Here is an 809-nt window from a genome sequence, read left to right as displayed (position 1 = left end):
ACAACAATGTTGATCGCCTCAAAATTACTCGGCATTCAACTCACCGTAATTTACGGCAATCGAAATAGATTAAAAACCAAAGAACTTGGCAAGAACGCCATAAATTCCGCACCGGAAGGCAGCTATATTATTCTCGTGAATGAGCAGAAAACTGGGTATCCGTTGGCGAGCGAAGCGCTTAAGAAGGGCTTGAAGGTGGTTTTTGCCTATAACCCGCTTGTATCGTCCGACCCAGACGATGCAACTCTGGGCACGCCGCGCCAACCGTATCAAAATTACATCGGGGCAGTTATTCCCGATAATATTCAAGCGGGCGAGCTTATTGCGCAGTCGCTCATGAACGCGGCCACCACAATCGCGCCGAACGAGCCCTGGGGCATTATCGGCCTCGGCGGGCTAACGGCGACACCTGCGGGAGCAGATCGCCTCGCCGGCTTGCAGCGGTCTTTGACCGGACGGAGCAATTTTTACCCTGCTCCAAACCACAGAAACCGATTGGTCCGAAGCCGATGCCGCCCGCCGGGCTTTGGGTTTGCTTGATCGCTACAAAACCCACAAAAAATTTATTGATTTGGTGCGCGAACGATCCCATCGCGCTGGGAGCGCTGACAACAGCCCGACAAGCAGGCCGAAACATCGGTCGAGACACGCTTATTGCGGGCCTTAACTGGTCAGAAAGCGCCTTTGCGGCAATTCAGGGCGGTGACATGATTGGTTCGGTCGGTGGCCATATTTTCACCGGGGCCACCGCCCTTGCCCTGATTGCCGATCATCATGCCGGGCTTGATTTCTTGCCAAGCGGAGCCGTT

At 54.3% G+C, this 809-nt stretch carries 1 protein-coding gene and 1 pseudogene; both read left to right on the top strand.

Going from position 1 to position 809, the window contains the following annotated elements:
• The coding region (locus tag VZ95_RS26210) for a type 1 periplasmic-binding domain-containing protein (protein ID WP_198148425.1) at nt 1–540 on the top strand (540 nt) is incomplete at its 5' end.
• Nucleotides 537–809 (top strand): annotated as a pseudogene (locus VZ95_RS24535) (hypothetical protein); the annotation flags it as partial. The gene VZ95_RS26210 and the pseudogene VZ95_RS24535, both read left to right, overlap by 4 nt.

The sequence above is a fragment of the Elstera litoralis genome (assembly GCF_000963705.1).
GTDB classification, from domain to species: domain Bacteria; phylum Pseudomonadota; class Alphaproteobacteria; order Elsterales; family Elsteraceae; genus Elstera; species Elstera litoralis.
The sequence above is the reverse complement of the archived record's forward strand: the minus strand, read 5'-3'. Positions and strand labels throughout refer to the sequence as shown.